The following is a 19,248-nucleotide window of genomic DNA, read 5'->3' on the forward strand; positions in this document are numbered from 1 at the left end:
TAGAAACAAACATGAAAAGGAGACTAAAAATATGAATAAAAAATCTATAAATCTTATTATAGCTACAGTTCTTACATGTACTACATTGTTATATGGCTGCTCATCAAAGAGTAAAACAGAAAGTAATTCTGATACAAAAGGATCTGCAGCTTCACAAGTTAAAGCAAGTATTATCGGGAATAAAACTGTAAAAAGTGTTATAAGCGGATTGATTACTTATGATAAAGAAGACACATATGTTGAATGGAAAAATGAGAACCCAAATTATATTGAGTTAAATGGATCAACTGCCGATTTAAAAGGCTCAGGAGCAGAAATTAATAAGGGTAAAGTTACTATAAATAAAGCAGGGATTTATGTAATAAGCGGGAAATTAGATAATGGTCAAATTATTGTAGATGTTCAGGATAAAGGGGCTGTTAGACTTGTCTTAAATGGGGTAGAAATAAATAATTCTGATAATGCAGCTATTTATGTAAAAAAATCAGAAAAGACAGTTATTTCCTTAGAGGAAGGAACAACAAATTCAATATATGATGGAACAAAATATGTTTTAGAAGATTCCTCTACAGATGAACCTAGTGCAGCAATATTTAGTAAAGATAATCTTGTTATAAATGGGACAGGCAAGTTAATTGTTAAAGGAAACTATAAAGATGGAATTACAAGTAAAGATGATTTAAAAATTACAGGAGGGAATATTCAAATTACATCAGTTGATGATGGCTTAGTTGGTCGCGATATAATAGGAGTAAAAGAAGGTAATATAACTATTGAAGCTGGTGGAGATGCAGTAAAGTCTACTAATGATACAGAAAACACTAAAGGAATTGTAGCTATCGAAAATGGAACGTTTAATTTAAAAGCTAAAAATGATGGAATACAAGCAGAAACAGCAGTACTTATTTCAGATGGTAATTTTAGTATTACTTCAGGTGGAGGCAGTGTAAATGGTACTAAAAAAGTTGAAGATAGTATGGATGGACCAGGCGGAAAGGATAATAAAAATTTTAATACAACAACTGAAGCTGAGTTAGAAACTGAAAGTGCAAAGGCAATAAAAGCTGTTGCAGATATAGGAATTTCAGGAGGTACATTTAATATAGATTCTTCTGATGATGCTCTTCATAGTAATAATAATGCAATTATAGAAGGAGGTAACTTTACAATAACTTCTGGTGATGATGGATTGCATGCAGATACAATTTTAGGGATAAAGGGTGGAAAAATAAATATTAAAAAGAGTTATGAAGGTATAGAAAGTTCTTTAATAACAATTTCAGATGGTGAAATACATGTTACTTCAGATGATGACGGTATAAATGTTGCTGGAGGTGTTGATGGATCTTCAACAATTGGGAATTCAGCACCAAATAATTTAGAATCGTCAGGAAACAATATGCTTAATATAAATGGTGGATATGTTGTTGTTAATGCTGTTGGTGATGGTTTAGATTCAAATGGATCAATAAAAATAACTAAAGGGACAGTGGTTGTATATGGTCCAACGGCTAATATGAATGGAGCTTTAGATTACAATGGTACATTTGAAATGACAGGAGGATTTTTGATAGCTGCTGGAAGCTTAGGGATGATGCAAGCACCTTCAGATACATCAACTCAGTATTCAATAGCAATGACTTATCCACAGACTCAGAAGGCAGGAACTATTGTAAACTTACAAGATAGTAAAGGAAATTCTATAGCAACCTTTGCACCTTTAAAAGAGTATCAATCTGTACTTATTAGTTCACCTGAACTTAAAAAAGGAGAGAGCTATACACTTTATTCTGGAGGAAGTTCAACAGGTACATTAACAGACGGATTTTATAAAGATGGCAAATATGAAAATGGTACTAAAATAGTAAGTTTTACAATTTCAGATTCAGTAACTTGGCTTAATGAATCAGGGATAACAACTCCAAGAAGCTCTATGCCAGGTGGTGGTTATGGAGGGGAAAAAGGACAACGTCCACCAAGAACACAAGATCAAAATTTACCTGAAACTGAAAATCAATCAACTTCTGGGGACATAAATAACAAATAAAGGTGTTAAAAATATAAAAAAGATATTATAAAATAGAAATCTTTATAGTAAAGAAATTAAAAACAATCCAGTAGAAAGCATTTTGATATGCTTACTACTGGATTGTTTTTTATCTATCTTGCTAACATAGGAAGATAGATTTTTTTTTACTTGCTTTTTATACGGGGAAGCTCAACTGTAAATGTAGTTATATCATTTATAATGCTTTTAACAGATATTTTACCTTTGTGCTGTTCAACTATAGACTTTGCTATGGAAAGTCCTAATCCATAACCTCCACTTTTTTTAGAACGAGATTTATCCAGACGGTAAAATCGGTCGAATATATTATTTAGATATTCTTCAGGAATTCCTTTTCCAGTATTAGATATAGTAAGTATAGCTTTATTATTATACTTTTTTAGTGAAAGTGAAATTTTACCATTAGGATTTGTATATTTTAAAGCATTATCTAATAAAATCATTACAACTTGCTTAATCTGTTCACTATTTCCATAACATATGATGTTAGGTTCAATATTATAATCTAAGAACATATTGTTTTCAAAAATAATAGCTTCCATTGTTAAAATAACATTTTCTATAGTTTCGCTTAAGTTAAAATCAGTGGAAATTAGCTTTATATCTGAGTGATCTGTTTGAGCAAGATAGAGTAAATCATTAGTTAATTTAATCATCCTCTCAACCTCAGATTTTATATAGTAAACCCATTTAGACTGATTTTTTATAGTGTCTTCACTGTTTGCTAAAAGTAATTCTGCATTAGTATTTATAACAGTGAGGGGTGTCTTTAACTCATGAGAAGCATCTGCAATAAATTGTTTTTGTTTATCAAAGGTTTCTTTAATAGGTTTTATAGCTTTATTTGCAAAGAATTTGCTTATAAAGAAAATTGCAATAAGCATTAGCAATGCAACAGCTGAAAAAGTATAAATAAGATTTGTTAAATAATTGTATCTATCAGTTACATCTAAAAAAACTATTTTATAACCCGAATTATCTAAAGAAGGTCTAAACATAAATTCCCAATAAGTATCGTCAAGCTTAAATCTGCTTTTGTCAGTATTTGATGCTAAAGCCTTTTCTTTTGCTTCTTCATAAAAACTATCATCCATATCAAATACAGATTGACTACTTATAATATTATTTTTATTATCAATTATCAATGTAAAGGATAATGAACGTTTAGGATGAGGATCTTCCATATTATTAGGACCTTTGTAATTTAATTTAGGTTCTTTTTGTATATTATTTACCTTTCCATTAATATCTGATAATCTATTTAACTCCATATTTATATCATTACGAACATTTTTATATGTAATTAAATATATACTTGAAAAAGATATTATCATCATAATAGAAATAATAATTAAATTTAATATTAAAAATTTATTTCTAAGCTCTTTGAACATAATTAGCTCCTTTTAATTTTATTAAAATCAGTTTAATTCTAATATATATCCAACACCTCTTACAGTATTTATAGTAACTTTAGAATTTAGATAAGCTAATTTTTTTCTTAAAAAAGAGATATAAACTTCTACATGGTTATGTTCAACTTCCGAGTCAAACCCCCATAGTTTTTCAATTATAAGTTCTTTTGAAGTAGCTAAGTTCTTTCTTGTAATAAGAAGTTCTAAAAGTTCTGCTTCTTTAAGTATTAGCTTAATCTCTTTATCATCTTTAGCTAGTTTTAATGTAGAAGGATTTAACTGCAAATCTCCAAATTTTAAAGAATTATCTTGAAGTACCTCACCTTTTCGTCTAGATATAGCTCTTATTCTAGCAAGTAATTCTTCGCTTGCAAATGGTTTTGCTAAATAATCATCAGCTCCACTGTCAAGTCCTGTCACTTTATCTGAAATTTCTCCTCTTGCAGTTAAAAGTATTACAGGAGTAGATATTCCTTCCTTTCTTAAAGTCTTAAGAATGCTTATACCATCCATTTTAGGAAGCATAATGTCTAAAATTATTAAATCATATATATCGCTTAAAGCATTATCAAGACCACTTTCCCCATCATTAACAGCATCAACAGTATAATTATTTTTTTTTAATATTTGTGTTAAAGCTTCAGCTAAAGGAAGCTCATCTTCTACTATTAAAATTCTCATAGTATCTTCTCCTAATGTTTAAGATAGATTTTTGTAAATTTATTATAGCATAGAAACCTTTAATGAAACTTAAATGAAGTTTTATATTTAAATTAAATTTAATCAATTAAAAATATTTAAGGTTTGTTTAAGCTTATTTTTGTAAGATAAATTCATAAGGAAATTTTACAGAAAAGTAAAATTGTTTAAGCTTTATTTAAGGTTAAGGTTTTAAAATAAGCTTAAATAAAAAAATTAAAGCAAGGAGGGGGATAAATTAAATGGCTATAGAGGTTTTTAATAGAAATGAATGTAAGTTTTTACTTAATGATGATGTATATAAATCATTGAGCGTAAAACTTCAAGAGTATATGGATAAGGATGATTATAGCAAAGATGACAATTTTTATACAATAAGCAATATTTACTATGATAGTGAAGATAATTATTTAATAAGAAACTCTTTAATGAAGCCTACATATAAAGAAAAGCTTCGACTTAGAGCTTATGGTGTTCCAAGTGAAAATGACAAAGTATATTTGAAAATTAAGAAAAAATTCAATGGAGTAGTTAATAAAAGAAGGACTTCTATAAAATTAAAAGAAGCTTATACTTTTTTAAGCACAAGTAAAAAGCCAGAAATTCAAACTTACATGAATAAACAGGTTATAAATGAAATTGAATATATTTTAAAACTTTATAATGTAAAGCCAAAGCTTTACCTAGCTTATGATAGAAGGGCTATGTTTGGAAAGGATAATAAAGAATTAAGAATAACTTTTGATACAAATATACGAACTAGAAGATATGATTTAAAACTTGAAGCAGGAGATTATGGAGAACAGCTTTTAGAAAAGGGCAAATGGCTTATGGAAATTAAAGCTGAAAAAAATATCCCTATTTGGCTTGCACAACTTCTATCAAAATATAAGGTTTATAAAACTAATTTTTCAAAGTATGGCAAGGAATATGAAAAAATGCTTATAAATAATAAAAAATTGAAAGGAGAAACAAATAAATGTTTGGATCAATATTTAGCTCAGTATCTAACTCATCAATTAGCGCATCAATTCCTTTAATGGATTCAGTTTTAACTATACTTATATCATTTATATTAGGTATTGCAATAAGCATAACCTACATGAAAACTTCAAATAAAGGAGCATATTCACAAAATTTTTCTTTAACACTTGTGATAATACCAACAGTTATAGCTATTATAGTCCTTTTAATAGGAAGTAATATTGCAAGAGCATTTAGTTTAGCAGGAGCCTTTTCTATAATTAGATTTAGAAGTGCTCCTGGAGATCCTAAAGATATAGCATTTGTTTTATTTACTATGGCAGCAGGCTTTGCCTGTGGAGCAGGGGCTTATGGGTATGCAGTATTATTTACAGTTTTTCTTTGTACATTAATGTATATACTTAACTTAACAAACTTTGGATCAAGAAAGTTTTCACATAAGCTTTTAAAGATTACTATACCAGAAGATTTGGATTATGAAGGAGCTTTTGATGATATATTTGCAGAATATACAACAGGGCATGAACTTATAAAAGTAAAAACAACAGATTTGGGAAGTTTATTTCAGCTTGTATTTACTGTAACAATGGACAGTAGTAAGAGCCAAAAAGAATTTTTAGATGCATTAAGATGCAGAAATGGGAATTTAAATATTACTTTATCTATGAATGAAGATACAGCACAGTACTAAAAGATAGAAATCTAAGGAGGTGTAATTTATGACAATTTTAATTCCAGCTTATGAACCTAGCAAAAGATTTATTGATTTGATATATAATTTAAGAGATATTTGTGATTATGATATTGTAGTTGTAGATGATGGAAGTGGAGAAAAATATAAATATATTTTTGATACTCTTTCAAATCTTGGTTGTACTGTACTAACTCATGAGCAAAATAAAGGTAAAGGAGCAGCATTAAAAACTGGTTTTAAATATATAAAAGAAACAAATGAATGTACTGGAATTGTTACTGCTGACTGCGATGGACAGCATTTACCAAAAGATATTGTAAAAATTGCAGAAGCTATAAAAGATCATAATAACTCTATAATACTTGGGAGCAGAAAATTTGCAGGTAAAGTTCCAATTAAAAGCCGCTTTGGAAATAGCTTGACTAGAATTATATTTTCCTTTGCAAGCGGTGCTAAGGTTTATGATACTCAGACTGGTCTTAGAGGATTTTCTGTAAGTATGCTAAATTGGCTTTGTGAGATTTCAGGAGACAGATTTGAATATGAAATGAATATGCTTTTGGAGGCTGTACCAGAGGGCTACAGCTTTCATGAAATTGATATAGATACAGTATATTTGGAACAAAATAAATCTTCACATTTTCATACTTTAAAAGATTCTCTTAGAGTATACCTTCCTATTATTAAATTCAGTGCATCTTCTCTTATGGCTGGAGTTATTGATTTCTTTCTTTTAGGTATAATACAACTTTTTACTTCAAATTTATTTTTGGCAGTAGCAGGAGCAAGAATATGTAGTGCAATATTTAATTATACAGTAAACAAATTTTTTGTATTTTCAAAGTTTAAGGGAGTTTCAGTAAAAACTTCTTTACCAAGATATTTTATACTTGCAGCATTTATAATGTTTGCAAATTACGAGGTGATTAATATATATTACAGTATAATAGGCTTATCTTTATTTTTAGCTAAGATTTTTACTGAAATAACAATATTTCTATTTAGCTACTGGTCTCAGAGAAAATTTGTTTTTGTTAAATAATGAAAGTGCTGCTGAAGCTAGCTATTTAACTAGATTTAGCAGCACTTTTTCTCATAATATAAAACAAGTTTTTGATTAATAATATTTAATATTTTTATCTTTAGACAATTATAAAATTTTATTTAAGAACATAAACTTTAACATATTTTACAGCCCATTTTAAAGCTTCAGATTTAGTATTAAAAAATACATCTATTTTATTTCCTTTAATGGCAGAACCACAATCTGCAGCAATAGCAAAGCCATAATTTTCAACATAAAGTTTTGTTCCATATGGTATAATATTTGGATCCACTGCAATAGTACTATATCCATTAGGATTTCTTACAGCCTTTCTGCCAGATGCTGTGTAGGCAGAAATAGCACCGCCTGTAGGAGAATAAGCAGTAGCTTTTGCGGTGAAAACATTTGTATAAGGGATGGCATTTCCACCTCTTGATATAGTAAGTGCTGGAAGAGCTCCTGCAACTATAATTTTATCTTGTGGTTTTTTTACTATAATTTCTTCTAAAATTTTTCTTGAAACTTCTTTGCCATTTTCATATGTAACTTCAATATTCACCTTTTTTTCTCCAGGTTTACCTTCTTGAACAGTTTTTCTTACAGTATTAACTAAATTATTATCGGTTTTGATTACAGTATTGAAATCTATATTTTTAGATTCAGATAAAGTTTTTACATCTACTCTTATTATTTCAATTTTCATATTTTTTTCAATTTTTGTATCTATTGGCGGAGTTATTTTATCTTTTTCTCTTAAAGCAATTCCTTCAGCTTTAAGCATAGAAGCTACATTTTCTTCAGCAGTTAAAATATTTAAATTTTTACCATCTGCCAAAAGATTAACATTAAAGGCGCGTTTTATATTGATTGTACTATTTTTAGATATTTTTGAATTTAAACTTGGCTTAACTTTATCTTTAGGGCCTAATACTATGTTTTCTTCTTGTAAAACTTTATTAACAGTATTTTTAAAAGTTTTATATTGAGTCGATTTACCATCTATAACAATTGTAACTGTTTTAAAATTGCTATATATTACTGCCAAAAGTATAGCTATTACTAAGAGTGAAGCAGTAAACTTTTTTATATTAGCTTTAGTAAAATTAAAATTAAAACTAATAATGTTCTCCTCCTTCCATTTTATAGGTTCAAAATTAAATTCAAACTTATATTATGAGATAATTATAGTTATGCCTTCAGTAGTAAATATATGTAAATAATATAGTTTTTTTTTAAGTTTGTCAAATTTGAGGCTTAAATATGCTGCTTTTACAAAAAATATTATATAATATATAATAAGTATTAATTAAAACAAAGGGGGATAAAAATGTCAATAAAAAGTTTTTTAAAATACGTAGAAATTCAAACAAAAGTAGCTAGTGTTATACCTTTTATATTAGGAAGTGTATTTGCTTTTTATAGATATGAAAGTTTTAACATTTTAAATTGTATTATAATGTTTATATCTCTTATAACTTTTGATATGACTACAACAGCTATAAATAATTATATAGATTTTAAAAAAGCATATAAAAAAGAAGGATATGGATATGAATTCCATAATGCTATTGTTAGAGATGGAATAAAAGAAAAAACAGCATCAGCAATAATATATATACTTTTATCCATTGCTGTTATTTTTGGGATTTTACTTACAATAAAAACAAATGTTATTGTACTTTTAATAGGAATTATATCTTTTGCAGTAGGAATTTTTTATACATTTGGACCGCTTCCAATATCAAGAATGCCGCTAGGAGAAGCATTTTCAGGCTTTTTTATGGGATTTATAATAATGTTTTTATCAATATTTATTCACATAGCAGATAAAAATTTAGTGTCATTAACTTATATAAATAATATATTAAGTCTTAATATAAATATAAAAGAAGTATTTTTTTTATTTTTACTTGCAATACCTGAAATGGGTGGAATTGCTAACATAATGCTTGCTAATAATATTTGTGATATAGAAGATGATGTATTAAATAAAAGATTTACACTACCTTACTACATAGGCAAAAAGAGTGCACTTAAATTGTTTGAAATATTTTACTATATAGGTTTTATAGATATAATAATTTTAGTTTTATTAGAAATTGATCCTATTTGGTCTTTAATTACTTTATTTGCTTTTATTCCAGTTTTTAAAAATATAAAAATATTTAAAGCAAATCCTTCTAAAAAAGATACTTTTGCCTTGGCAGTTAAAAATTTTGTTATTATGAACACATTACATATTTTAACAATAGTATTGGGTTTAATCTTTAAATAAATAATATTCTCTTGTATATATTGAAATACTATATTATAATAAAATAATTGATATTGAAAGAGGGATTATAATTCATGGAAAATAAACAAAATGTTAAATTTAGTGATTTAGGTTTAAATGAAAAAGTTATAAAAGCAATAGATGATATGGGGTTTGAAGAACCTTCAAGAATACAAGCTGAAATTATACCAGTTTTGCTTCAGGGCTTTGATGCTATAGGTCAAGCGCAAACTGGTACAGGGAAAACTCTTGCTTTTGGAGCTCCTATATTAAGTAAGTTCGAAAAAAAAGAAAATAATATTTATGCTATTATACTTGCTCCAACAAGAGAATTAGCAATACAAGTTAATGATGAACTTGTGCGTTTAGCTAAATATATAAAAGTAAAGACACTTCCTGTATATGGAGGTCAACCAATAGAAAGACAGATAAGAGCTTTAAAAAATGGCATAGATATCATAGTAGGTACTCCAGGAAGAGTTTTAGACTTAATAAGAAGGAATATAATAGATTTAAGTTCAATAAAATTTTTGGTACTTGATGAAGCTGATGAAATGCTTGATATGGGCTTTATAGATGATATAGAAGAAATAATAAAAAATGCAAATAAAGATAGACAGACTATGCTTTTTTCAGCCACTATGCCTGATGAAATAAAAAAACTTTCAAAAAGATATATGAAAGACGATAGAAAACATATATCTATAGTTAAAAATACTATGACAGTGTCTACTGTAAGTCAATATTACTATGAAGTTAAGCAAAATAATAGATTTGAATCTTTTTGTAGAATACTTGATGTAGAAGAACCATCTTCAGCTATAATATTTTGTAAAACTAAAAAAGGCGTAGATGAATTAGTTGAAGCTATGCAAACTAGAGGTTATAGTGTAGAAGGAATGCATGGAGATATGAGTCAAAATCAAAGGCTTAATACGTTGAAAAAATTTAAAGAAGGAAACCTTGAATTTTTAGTTGCCACAGATGTTGCGGCAAGAGGTATAGATGTTGAAAATGTAACTCATGTAATAAATTATGATTTACCTCAAGATATTGAATCTTACGTTCATAGAATAGGAAGAACAGGGAGAGCCAAAAAGGAAGGAATAGCATATTCATTAGTTACCCCAAGAGAATATATGACTTTAAAGCAAATAGAAAAAGTTACAAAGAGTAAGATAAAGAGGAAAGAAATACCAACAATTGATGATATATTTCAAGCTAAATTTAGAAATATTTTAGATAGAATTAAAGAAACTTTAGAAGAAGATGAATATAAAAGATTTGTACCTTTAGCAACAGAACTTGATGATGACTATAATCTTGTAGATGTAGCAGCAGCACTTATGAATATACTTTATAATAAAGAAATTTCTTATGAATATACAGAAAATAACATAAGTGTTGAAACAGGTTTTATAAGGCTGTTTTTAACAGTAGGAAGAATTGATAAAATTAATCCTAAATCAATTTTACAGTTTTTTAATGAAAATGCTGGAATTAACAAAGAAGATATAGGAAATATAGATATTTTTGAAAAATTTACTTTTGTTGATGTTAACGAGAGGGCTGTAGATATTATAATTAAAAAATGTAATGGTAAAAAAATTTCAGGAAGAAAAGTTAATGTTGAAATTTCAAGACCTAAAAAGTAAAATAAATATAATATATAAAGAGGGAATTCTAAAAAATAGATATCCCTCTTTTGCATTATATTAAAAAATATCATATATTTTGGAGGCAGATATGATAAAACTTACAGAACAAATAGCTCAAGATATAGTGGATAAAATGATGGATGTTATACCATATAATGTAAATATAATGAACAGTGAGGGAAGAATAATAGGAAGTGGAGATAAAAGCAGAATAGGAGAAATTCATGAAGGAGCAATAGAAGCTATTGATAAAGATAAACTTATAGCTGTATATGAAGCTAAAGGAGGAGCTAAACCAGGAGTAAATATGCCTATACATTTTAATAATAAAGTAATGGGGGTTATAGGTATAAGTGGAGATCCTGCCTTGGTTGAAGCTTTTGCATCTATAGTTAAAGTTACTGCTGAACTTTTAATAAACCAAGCTTATGTATTAAACGAGCAAAAAGCAAGAGAGCAGGTTAAGGAAGGATTTTTATATCAGTGGGCATATTTAAGAGAAGACTATGATGATGATTTTTTACATAAAGCTCTTACATTAAATATTGATTTAAAAATAGAACGTATAGCTGTGGTTATAAAAGACAGCAGTGAAAAAAATATTTTAGATAAAATATCTAGATACCTTCAAGAAGGAGAATATACAATAAAGTTAAATCGTGAAAATATATTAATTTTTATGAAAGTTGATTACAAAATAAATAAAAGAATTAATACTATATTTGATGAACTAAAAAAGCCTGTAAAAATTGGAGTAGGATATGATAGAAAAATAATGGCAAAATCTATGCAAGAAGCTATAACTGCTATGGAAATTATGGAAAAACTTAGAATAAATAAAGATATATGCTATTACAAAGAAATTTCTTTTATAGATATATTATCTAAAAGTATAGAAAAAAATAAATTAGAATACATAGTAGAAAAATTAGAAAAAGAATCTAAAGGATTAGATTTAATAGAAACACTTACTACATATGTTATTCTTAATGGAGAAGTAAATCATGTTTCAGAAGCACTTCATATACATAGGAATAGTTTAAACTATAGATTAAAGAAAATAGAAGATATAACAGGTAAAAATCCTAGAAATTTAACTGAACTTTTAGAACTCTTTACAGCCTGCATACTCCATAAATTAAAATAAATTGTGCAAAGGAACAAAAAACATACCAAAAATATTAAACCTTTGGATGATGAAATAGGTTACAAAAATATCTATAATTTAAATCGTAATCGTAATCATACTGTTTTATTACAGATGAAATAAAGAGGAGGTAAGTTTTATATGCAGGTTACAGTTACAGCTTTAGGAGCAATAATAGGATTAATAGTAGCAATTGTGTTAATTATTAAAAAGGTTCATCCAGTATATGGATTAATACTTGGAGCAATTATTGGAGGAATAGTTGGAGGAGCTGGAGTTTCAGGAACTGTTACTTTGATGTTAGATGGTGCCAAAGGAATTATTACAGCAGTACTTAGAATATTAACTGCTGGTGTGCTTGCTGGAGTTCTTATTGAATCAGGTGCTGCAGGAAAAATTGCTGAAACGATAGTAAACAAACTTGGAGAATCTAATTCACTTATAGCATTAGCTATAGCAACTATGGTTTTAACAACAGTAGGAGTATTTATAGATGTAGCAGTTATAACAGTTGCACCAATAGCAATGGCTATTGCTAAAAAAGCTAATTTAACTAAAACTGGAATACTTATTGCTATGATAGGAGGAGGTAAGGCAGGAAACATAATGTCTCCAAATCCCAATGCTATAGCAGCATCAGATAGTTTTAAAATTCCATTAACTTCAGTTATGGCAGCAGGAATTATACCTGGAATTGCAGGAATTATAGTGACTTGTATAATAGCTAAAAAACTAGCTAGAAAAGGTTCAAAAGTAGAAATTAGTGAAGTTGAAATAAATATTGAAGAAAAACCAGGATTTTTAGGAGCCATAGTGGGGCCATTAGTAGCAATTTTATTATTAGCATTAAGACCATTATTTAATATAAGTATAGATCCTCTTATAGCACTTCCGGTAGGTGGAATAATTGGAGCTTTAGCTATGGGTAAAATAAAAAACATAAACAAATATGCAACTGCAGGTTTAGCTAGAATGAGTGGGGTAGCTATATTACTTCTTGGTACTGGAGCAATTGCAGGAATAATATCAAATTCAGGATTAAAGGATGTTATTATAAATGGATTAAATACTTTAGGACTTCCAGCTTTTGCATTAGCACCAATAGCAGGTATATTAATGTCAGGAGCTACAGCATCAACAACCTCAGGTACAGCGGTTGGAAGTCAAGTATTTGGACCAACATTACTTGATTTAGGAGTTAAGCCATTATCAGCTGCAGCGATGATTCATTCAGGAGCTACAGTACTTGACCATTTACCACATGGAAGTTTTTTTCATGCAACTGGTGGGAGCGTATTTATGGATATGAAAGAAAGATTAAAGCTTATACCTTATGAATCTTTAATAGGATTATCCATGACAATAATTTCAACAATAATATATGGATTATTAAAATAAATATATAAGCTTATTTTTTACAGGCATATTGAAAGGAGACAGAATTATGAAATTTGTTTTGGCCCCAGATTCGTTTAAAGAAAGTATGAGTGCTAAAGAAGCAGCAGAAGCTATGAAAAAAGGAATAAAAAAAGTAATACCTGATGCTGAATGCGTATTAGTTCCAATGGCTGATGGCGGAGAAGGAACTGTTCAATCTTTAGTTGATGCTACAAATGGCGAAATAATAGAAACAATAGTTACAGGACCTTTAGGTAATAAAGTTAAAGCTATGTTTGGAATTTTAGGGGATAGAGAAACTGCTGTAATAGAAATGGCAAGCGCAAGTGGAATTCATCTGTTAAAAAAAGAAGAAAGAAATCCTCTTTTAACTACAACATATGGCACAGGAGAACTTATAAAAGCAGCACTTGATAAAAATGTAAAAAGAATTCTTATAGGAATAGGTGGGAGTTCTACAAATGATGGCGGAGCAGGAATGATACAAGCTCTTGGAGCAAAGCTTTTAGATAAAGAAGGAAATGAAATTGAATTTGGAGGAGGAGCATTAGAAAAACTTTACAAAATAGATTTATCTGGATTAGATAAAAGACTTGAAAATGTTATTATAGAAGCAGCTTGTGATGTAACTAATCCTCTAACTGGTAAAGAAGGAGCTTCATATGTTTTTGGTCCTCAAAAAGGAGCAACTCCTGAAATGATAGAAAAGCTTGATAAAAATCTTGCTCACTATGCAGAAATAATAAGAAAAGATTTAGGTAAAGATATAGAAAACATTCCTGGAGCTGGTGCTGCAGGAGGTTTAGGAGCAGGACTTATGGCATTTTTAAATGCAGAGCTTAAAAGAGGTGTAGAACTTGTTATAAAATATACAAATCTTGAAGAAAAAATAAAAGAAGCAAATTATGTATTTACAGGAGAAGGAAGTATAGACCACCAAACTATATTTGGTAAGACTCCTTACGGTGTATCAATGACAGCGCAAAAATTAGGAATTCCAGTAATAGCTTTTGCAGGCAGAATTGGAGATGGAATAGAAGTGCTTTATGATAAAGGCATAAATTCAATAATAGGTATAATGCCCGGAGCTTCCTCTATAGAAGATGCTTTAAAGCAAGGCAGTGAAAACTTAGAAAGAGCTGCTGAAAATATAGCTAGAATACTAATTATAAATAATAAAAATTGTATAAATTAAAGATTTTAAAAATTAAAAGTATTAAAAAGCTTAAAATATATTAAAAATAAATAAATAAATGTTCATATATAAATTATAAAGGACGGTTTAAATTTAAAAATATTGCCGTTCTTTTTATTTTAAATAAATATACAATAATTTTTTATAAAATCTATTGTATAATGCAAGTATAATATATTTTTTACAATATATGATTTTTAAATATTTATTAAATATTATTGAAATAATTATTTATTTAATACTGCAATTTAAAATATAAATACATTTATAAAAATATATGTATTTATTATAAAAAGTATATTATAATTAAAAGATATAAAGTTTAAGGGAGTGCAGAAATAATGGCAGGGAAAACAATTATACCGAAAGAATATAATAGGCATTTAGATCTACTTGAAACAGAGATAGCTATAAAAGCTATAAAAGATTTTTTTGAAAAAAGACTTTCTGAAAAATTAAATTTAACAAGAGTATCAGCACCAATTTTTGTTAAAAGCGGGAAGGGTATAAATGATAATTTAAATGGCGTAGAAAGAGCTGTGTCTTTTGATGCTAAATCTATAGAAGATAATAATTTAGAAATAGTACAATCTCTTGCAAAATGGAAACGTATGGCTCTTTACAGGTATAAATTTAATGTTGGAGAAGGTTTATATACAGATATGAATGCTATAAGAAGAGATGAAGACCTTGATAACCTTCATTCAATATATGTAGATCAATGGGATTGGGAAAAAGTTATATCAAAATCCGATAGAACAGAAAATATGCTTAAACATGTTGTTAGACAGATTTATAAGGTTTTTAAAGAAACTGAAAATTATGTTTATTCTATTTATCCTATTTTTGGCAAAATATTACCAGAAGATATTTATTTTATAACAACACAGGAATTAGAAGATAGATATCCAGAATTAACTCCAAAAGAAAGAGAAGATGCTATAGCTAAAGAAAAAGGTGCTGTATTTATAATGAAAATAGGGGATATATTAAAATCAGGGGAAAAACATGATGGACGTTCACCAGATTATGATGATTGGTCCCTTAATGGAGATATAATATTTTGGTATCCTATTTTAGAAAGAGCTTTTGAAGTTTCTTCTATGGGAATTAGAGTTGATAAAGATTCACTTTTAAGGCAATTAAAAATTTCAAATTGTGAAGATAGATTAAATTTAGAATATCATAAACTTATTATAAATGAAAAACTTCCTTTTACTATAGGAGGGGGAATAGGTCAGTCAAGAATATGCATGTTCTTTTTAAGAAAGGCACACATTGGAGAAGTACAAGCGTCTGTATGGACAGATGATATAATTGCTGAATGCGAAAAAAACAATATATTTTTGTTATAAATAAATATATTATGATTATTTAATAAAAAGTTTTTTTATTAAATGATTACTATTATAAATGTTTACTATTATATTAGATATAATAGAAATTTAGAAATACTATAAATATTAGTGGGAATTAATTTACAGTTTATTGTGGGTTAATTATATTATAAAATTTAATAACATTTATGTTAAAAATATAATTGATGGATAATTATTAAAAATAGAGAAAAAATATAATATTATTGTTAGTTTTTATTTTTATAATTAAGTCTGTAAAACTTCATATATTTGTAGTTGAGGACGAAAAACTTTAAGTTAAGGGAGTTTGATACTCCCTTAACTTAATATTATACCAATTTATGATTTTAAATTGTTTATTATGATAGAAAATTTACTAAAAATTAGTAATTAAGCTATATTTTTAATTATTCACTTATAAGTACTTTGTTTCTATTTGTTGCACCAATGTTGAGAGTAAAAACTACTTCAAAATTCTAATGCAATAGGTATTGATGTAGGTATAAAGAAAGTCATTTTGTGCTATGTCCTAAATGTGGAATTAAAACGATAGGGACATAAATGCAAGTAAGAGCATTCTTAAACAAGGTCTAAAGGAACTAAAATAGAAGTGGCGTAAGCCTGTAGATAAATACGGTAGGGACTATCGGAATTAAGCCTATGGAGATAGTAGGCTGCGAGACCTAAGAAGCAGGAAGCCCCATACCCTTGTGGGTGGGGTAAGTTCACAAGCTAAAATTAACAAAAAAATAAAAAACTAAATATAATAAATAAAAATTTTTTGTTGGATAATTTATTGAAAATTATTATAATATAAGATAGTATACTATTTATTATAGATATTTAAAATGAAAAATTAAATTTAATAAAATAATAATAATAAAATGAATATATTTTATTATTGTGAAAAATATGAGATTATTATTATTATTTTATTATAAAAATACATTGAAAAATTTGGATATCATAATAAAGTATTAAATGAAAATATAGAGAGGTAAACTATGAAATTATGTTCAATTTGCAATAAAAATATAGCTACAATATTTACAACAAGAACACTAAATGGAAAAACTGAAACCATTGGGGTATGTCTTCCATGTGCTAAAAAAATGGGACTTCCAATAATAGATCAGCTTATGGCGCAAACAGGGATGAGCCCAGAGGAAGTTGAAAATTTATCTGAACAAATGAATGAAATGTTAAAAGATATGAATATAGATGAACTGGCAGATAACGATATATTTAATGGACTTATAAATGGAGCTTTTCCAGAACCTATGGGAATTGAAAAAAAGGAAGAAAATAAAAAAGATCCTTTCTTTGGTTCTTTAAAAAGAGATAAAGATGATGAAAAAGTTAAAAAAACAAAAGGAAAGAGAAAGTTTTTAGATACTTATGGTATAAATCTTACAACAAAGGCATTAGAAAATAAGGTAGATAAAGTTATAGGAAGAAATCGTGAAATAGATAGAGTAATACAGATTTTAAATAGAAGAACTAAAAACAATCCTATATTAATAGGTGAGCCTGGTGTAGGTAAAACAGCTATAGCAGAAGGGCTGGCTGTAAGAATTGCTTTTAAAGAAGTTCCAGAAAAACTTTTTAATTCAGAAGTTTATTTGTTAGATTTAACTGCTGTAGTTGCTGGAACACAGTTTAGAGGCCAGTTTGAAGGTAGAATGAAATCTATAATTGAAGAAGCTAAAGAAAATGGTAATATAATATTAGTGATAGATGAAGTCCATAATATATTAGGTGCTGGAGAAGCTCAAGGTGGAGCTATGAATGCAGCAAACATTTTAAAACCAGCTTTAGCCCGTGGAGAAATTCAAGTAATAGGAGCTACAACTTTAGAGGAATATAGAAAATATATTGAAAAAGATTCTGCTTTAGAGAGAAGATTTCAGCCTGTAATTGTAGAAGAACCTACGGTAGAAGAAACAATAGAGATTTTAAAAGGTATAAAGCATTATTATGAAGATTACCATAAGGTTCATATAACAGATGAAGTTATCAAAGCTGCAGCAAATCTTTCTGAAAGATATATTACAGATAGATTTCTTCCAGATAAGGCTATAGATGTTATAGATGAAGCAAGTTCTAGAGCAAATCTAAAAAATAAAGGATTAGTTGAATTAAAAGCACTTAAAGAAGAATTAAAAGATATTGAAGATAAAATAGAAGAAGCTTCTAAGAAAACTGATTATGAAAAAGCAGCAGAATATAGAGTAGAAAAGTATAGACTTCAAGATAAGATAGCAAGTCTTGAAAAAGAATGTGATAATGTTTATTTGACTGTTGAAGATATAGCTTATGTTATAGAGGCTTGGACAAAAATTCCTGTAAAGAGTATAACTGAAGAAGAAGCAGAAAAACTTCTAAATTTAGAAGATAGGCTTCATAAGCGTGTAATAGGTCAACATGAAGCTATAGTAAGTTTATCAAGAGCTATAAGAAGAAATAGATTAGGATTTAAGAAAAAGAAAAAACCATCTTCATTTATATTTGTAGGGCCTACTGGAGTGGGTAAAACTGAGCTTGCAAAAGCAGTTGCAGTAGAGCTTTTTGGAAATGAAGAAGCTCTTATAAGGATGGATATGACAGAGTATATGGAAAAGCATACTGTATCAAAACTTATAGGAGCACCTCCTGGATATGTAGGATACGATGAAGGAGGTCAGCTTACTGAAAAAGTAAGAAGAAGACCATATTCAGTTATACTTTTAGATGAAATTGAAAAAGCACATCCAGACGTATTTAATATGCTTCTTCAAATACTTGAAGATGGAAGACTTACAGACAGTCAAGGAAGAACTGTTTATTTTGAAAATACAATTATAATAATGACTTCTAATGCAGGGACTAATTTTAAAAATAATGGTATTGGTTTTGCACAAGATAACTATAATGCACTTGAGAATAAAGTTAAAGAAGCATTAAAAGAATATTTTAGACCAGAATTTTTAAATAGAGTTGATGAAACAATTGTATTTAAATCTCTTACAAAGGAAGAACTTTATAAAATTATGGATTTAATGATTAATGAAGTTGTAGAAGAGTTAAGAGAAAGAAATATAACTATAAATATTTCTGAAGAAGTAAAAGACTTTTTAATAAAAGAAGGATATGACGAAAAATATGGGGCAAGACCTTTAAGAAGAACTATACAAAAATATATTGAAGATGAAATTTCTGAATGTTATCTTCGTGGCAAGTTTAAAGAAGGTTCTCATATAAATATAGTTTTAAAAGAAGGTAAAGTTGTATTGGAATAAAAGAAAATTGGATTTTATTTTACTAATAATGTAG

14 protein-coding genes are annotated in these 19,248 nt (G+C 27.9%); 11 read left to right on the forward strand and 3 right to left on the reverse strand.

Annotated elements, in window-relative coordinates:
• Positions 1 to 31: 31 nt before the first annotated feature.
• Positions 32 to 2,047, forward strand: coding sequence for a carbohydrate-binding domain-containing protein (locus EGD97_RS07660; protein ID WP_127836977.1), 2,016 nt, complete (start codon positions 32 to 34; stop codon positions 2,045 to 2,047).
• A gap of 146 nt (positions 2,048 to 2,193) precedes the next feature.
• Here the strand turns inward: EGD97_RS07660 and EGD97_RS07665 are convergent, their stop codons facing one another.
• Both EGD97_RS07665 and EGD97_RS07670 read right to left on the reverse strand, forming a co-directional pair.
• Positions 2,194 to 3,462 (reverse strand): sensor histidine kinase, encoded by a 1,269-nt coding sequence (locus EGD97_RS07665; protein ID WP_127836978.1) that lies wholly within the window; start codon positions 3,460 to 3,462, stop codon positions 2,194 to 2,196.
• Between the two features lie 27 nt (positions 3,463 to 3,489).
• Complete coding sequence (locus EGD97_RS07670; protein ID WP_078682650.1) at positions 3,490 to 4,164, reverse strand: response regulator transcription factor; 675 nt, start codon at positions 4,162 to 4,164, stop codon at positions 3,490 to 3,492.
• Between the two features lie 260 nt (positions 4,165 to 4,424).
• Here EGD97_RS07670 and EGD97_RS07675 point away from each other — a divergent pair, with 260 nt between their 5' ends.
• From EGD97_RS07675 to EGD97_RS07685, 3 genes are read left to right on the forward strand one after another with little or no spacing between them, the layout of a single operon-like run.
• Positions 4,425 to 5,222, forward strand: a complete 798-nt coding sequence (locus EGD97_RS07675; protein ID WP_127836979.1) for a polyphosphate polymerase domain-containing protein — start codon at positions 4,425 to 4,427, stop codon at positions 5,220 to 5,222.
• Entirely contained in the window at positions 5,162 to 5,857 is a 696-nt protein-coding gene (locus EGD97_RS07680; protein ID WP_127836980.1) for a DUF4956 domain-containing protein, read from the forward strand. The genes EGD97_RS07675 and EGD97_RS07680 overlap by 61 nt, the downstream gene beginning before the upstream one ends.
• Before the next feature lie 28 nt (positions 5,858 to 5,885).
• Positions 5,886 to 6,902 (forward strand): bifunctional glycosyltransferase family 2/GtrA family protein, encoded by a 1,017-nt coding sequence (locus tag EGD97_RS07685; RefSeq protein WP_127836981.1) that lies wholly within the window; start codon positions 5,886 to 5,888, stop codon positions 6,900 to 6,902.
• Positions 6,903 to 7,020: 118 nt separating this feature from the next.
• On the opposite strand, the gene EGD97_RS12750 is transcribed toward EGD97_RS07685, so the two are convergent.
• On the reverse strand, positions 7,021 to 7,950 hold the full coding sequence (locus EGD97_RS12750) for a ubiquitin-like domain-containing protein (RefSeq protein ID WP_078682646.1): 930 nt from the start codon (positions 7,948 to 7,950) through the stop codon (positions 7,021 to 7,023).
• Between the two features lie 282 nt (positions 7,951 to 8,232).
• Here EGD97_RS12750 and menA point away from each other — a divergent pair, with 282 nt between their 5' ends.
• The 7 genes from menA (at position 8,233) to EGD97_RS07725 (ending at position 19,214) form a co-directional block, all read left to right on the forward strand.
• Entirely contained in the window at positions 8,233 to 9,180 is a 948-nt protein-coding gene (menA, locus tag EGD97_RS07695; protein ID WP_078682645.1) for a 1,4-dihydroxy-2-naphthoate polyprenyltransferase, read from the forward strand.
• A 74-nt stretch (positions 9,181 to 9,254) separates the two neighbouring features.
• Positions 9,255 to 10,835, forward strand: coding sequence for a DEAD/DEAH box helicase (locus EGD97_RS07700; protein WP_078682644.1), 1,581 nt, complete (start codon positions 9,255 to 9,257; stop codon positions 10,833 to 10,835).
• Positions 10,836 to 10,926: 91 nt separating this feature from the next.
• Positions 10,927 to 11,985, forward strand: a complete 1,059-nt coding sequence (locus EGD97_RS07705; protein WP_127836982.1) for a CdaR family transcriptional regulator — start codon at positions 10,927 to 10,929, stop codon at positions 11,983 to 11,985.
• Positions 11,986 to 12,126: 141 nt separating this feature from the next.
• Complete coding sequence (locus EGD97_RS07710) at positions 12,127 to 13,383, forward strand: GntP family permease (protein ID WP_078682642.1); 1,257 nt, start codon at positions 12,127 to 12,129, stop codon at positions 13,381 to 13,383.
• A gap of 46 nt (positions 13,384 to 13,429) precedes the next feature.
• A complete protein-coding gene (locus tag EGD97_RS07715; protein ID WP_078682641.1) occupies positions 13,430 to 14,578 on the forward strand; it encodes a glycerate kinase in 1,149 nt (382 codons plus the stop codon).
• A gap of 341 nt (positions 14,579 to 14,919) precedes the next feature.
• Positions 14,920 to 15,933, forward strand: coding sequence for an aspartate--ammonia ligase (gene asnA, locus EGD97_RS07720; protein ID WP_127836983.1), 1,014 nt, complete (start codon positions 14,920 to 14,922; stop codon positions 15,931 to 15,933).
• A 1,007-nt stretch (positions 15,934 to 16,940) separates the two neighbouring features.
• Positions 16,941 to 19,214, forward strand: coding sequence for an ATP-dependent Clp protease ATP-binding subunit (locus EGD97_RS07725; protein WP_127836984.1), 2,274 nt, complete (start codon positions 16,941 to 16,943; stop codon positions 19,212 to 19,214).
• Positions 19,215 to 19,248: the final 34 nt, after the last annotated feature.

Source organism: Clostridium prolinivorans (assembly GCF_004011155.1).
In the GTDB taxonomy this organism is placed as follows: Bacteria; Bacillota; Clostridia; order Clostridiales; family Clostridiaceae; genus Clostridium_AT; species Clostridium_AT prolinivorans.

Bases quoted from the DNA above. Each gene is read 5' to 3' on its own strand.
- EGD97_RS07705 (WP_127836982.1), top strand. From the start codon at position 10,927: ATGATAAAACTTACAGAACAAATAGCTCAAGATATAGTGGATAAAATG.
- EGD97_RS07680 (WP_127836980.1), top strand. From the start codon at position 5,162: ATGTTTGGATCAATATTTAGCTCAGTATCTAACTCATCAATTAGCGCA.
- menA (WP_078682645.1), top strand. From the start codon at position 8,233: ATGTCAATAAAAAGTTTTTTAAAATACGTAGAAATTCAAACAAAAGTA.
- asnA (WP_127836983.1), top strand. From the start codon at position 14,920: ATGGCAGGGAAAACAATTATACCGAAAGAATATAATAGGCATTTAGAT.
- EGD97_RS07700 (WP_078682644.1), top strand. From the start codon at position 9,255: ATGGAAAATAAACAAAATGTTAAATTTAGTGATTTAGGTTTAAATGAA.
- EGD97_RS07725 (WP_127836984.1), top strand. From the start codon at position 16,941: ATGAAATTATGTTCAATTTGCAATAAAAATATAGCTACAATATTTACA.
- EGD97_RS07660 (WP_127836977.1), top strand. From the start codon at position 32: ATGAATAAAAAATCTATAAATCTTATTATAGCTACAGTTCTTACATGT.
- EGD97_RS07670 (WP_078682650.1), bottom strand. From the start codon at position 4,164: ATGAGAATTTTAATAGTAGAAGATGAGCTTCCTTTAGCTGAAGCTTTA.
- EGD97_RS07675 (WP_127836979.1), top strand. From the start codon at position 4,425: ATGGCTATAGAGGTTTTTAATAGAAATGAATGTAAGTTTTTACTTAAT.
- EGD97_RS07685 (WP_127836981.1), top strand. From the start codon at position 5,886: ATGACAATTTTAATTCCAGCTTATGAACCTAGCAAAAGATTTATTGAT.
- EGD97_RS07665 (WP_127836978.1), bottom strand. From the start codon at position 3,462: ATGTTCAAAGAGCTTAGAAATAAATTTTTAATATTAAATTTAATTATT.
- EGD97_RS07710 (WP_078682642.1), top strand. From the start codon at position 12,127: ATGCAGGTTACAGTTACAGCTTTAGGAGCAATAATAGGATTAATAGTA.
- EGD97_RS07715 (WP_078682641.1), top strand. From the start codon at position 13,430: ATGAAATTTGTTTTGGCCCCAGATTCGTTTAAAGAAAGTATGAGTGCT.